General features: G+C 31.9%; 1 protein-coding gene. It reads right to left on the reverse strand.

The window, feature by feature from the left end:
- Positions 1-157: 157 nt before the first annotated feature.
- Positions 158-1,288 (reverse strand): Ger(x)C family spore germination protein, encoded by a 1,131-nt coding sequence (locus ACTNDN_RS24850; RefSeq protein WP_251629959.1) that lies wholly within the window; start codon positions 1,286-1,288, stop codon positions 158-160.
- Between the last annotated feature and the right edge of the window lie 99 nt (positions 1,289-1,387).

Raw genomic sequence — 1,387 nt, forward strand, 5'->3', positions numbered from 1 at the left:
AGATATTTTTGAATTCAAACTCTTTGAGCTGCCTTTTTAGTATTACCGTTTTTTAGTAATGAATTTCCATCGTAAATAAGAAAAAAACCATGTTGGAAGTTCATCAACACTTGGGTCGTGTTAAGTCGGTGTTAGCGCTTTTGTTCCTAAAAATATGTTAATCAACTGTTCCAGTTCGCTTAATTTCCACCTTTATATTTGGTTTTATCTTTAGTGCTGAATATTTTTGTCTTAAATCTTCCTCAGTTAAATAGGAATATTTTCTAACACTTCTTATTTTTCTTCCGATGCCAATGGGATCCGTATTTAAATTTTTAAATTCCTCAAGTATATATCCAAATTCTTTGTTTAGGGCTTCACCAATTAGTTGCTCCATTTTGTTTAGTGAATCTTTATTTTTCACAGAAATAGATGGTTGAAATTCTAATGTTGAAACGGAAATCGTTGCATTTAAATGAACCAATTCTTCGTTCTTTATTTCAATGTTTCCTTTGTACTTTATTGGATGAAGTGTAATCTTATAAATATCACTTTTAGGAAGGTTGAGTTCGGCCATACCTCTTTTCTCTAGTTCTTCAGCAGCAATCTCTACAGTTATATCCCCTAAAAATGCCTTTTTATTTGTGAATAATTTTATGTAAAGGGTGTTTATCAACGAAATAGATCCAACAATTTTATCTTCTTTGAATAATGCAACACCATCTATAGAAGGTGCTACCCCATTTGCATTTTTTATCATGGGTAGGGTAGGATCGATACCAATTTCATATAGTGTGGTTATAAAATCATGTAAGTTGGAGTTGACTAACATTTCTTTCTTTTCGTGTTTATCCAATAGTTGATAGATATAGGATCCCATTTCGGGATATTCTTCATAGTTTTTATTTTTAATCGTCTCCTCAGCATTATCAGTAATGGCCAAAAAGATTAAATAACTGATACTGCTATCTCGTTGCATAGTATCCAGAAAAGAAGAAATTCCTACTGTTTCTGCCATATTTTTATTAAACAGTAAGGTCCTTAATTGACCAGACGTAATATCATGGCTTGTCTGTTCCTCTAGTTTTTGTCTGATTTGTTTATTAGTCGTTCCGTCGGCAGAAAGGGTTACACTTGTCTTTTCTTCTTTTCGGTCAAATTGTAACAAACTGATAGTGCCTTTGTATGTATTGTCATCAAGCAAGTCAAAACCAATAATCGTTGAAATTCCTTGCATTTCTATTATTTTTTCAGGGGCCATACATGCAGTACAAAGAAGAGAACACAGCAGAATAACAATTTTTTTCATTCTTTCAACTCCTCGTATAGTAAGTTTATAGTCCTCTTTCGAGGTAATTTCCAATTAAAATATTGTTCTTTGATAATTCTATAGATGTTAGTTCAGATA

It is taken from the genome of Niallia sp. HCP3S3_B10 (genome assembly GCF_052064465.1).
Taxonomy (GTDB): Bacteria; Bacillota; Bacilli; order Bacillales; family Cytobacillaceae; genus Niallia; species Niallia hominis.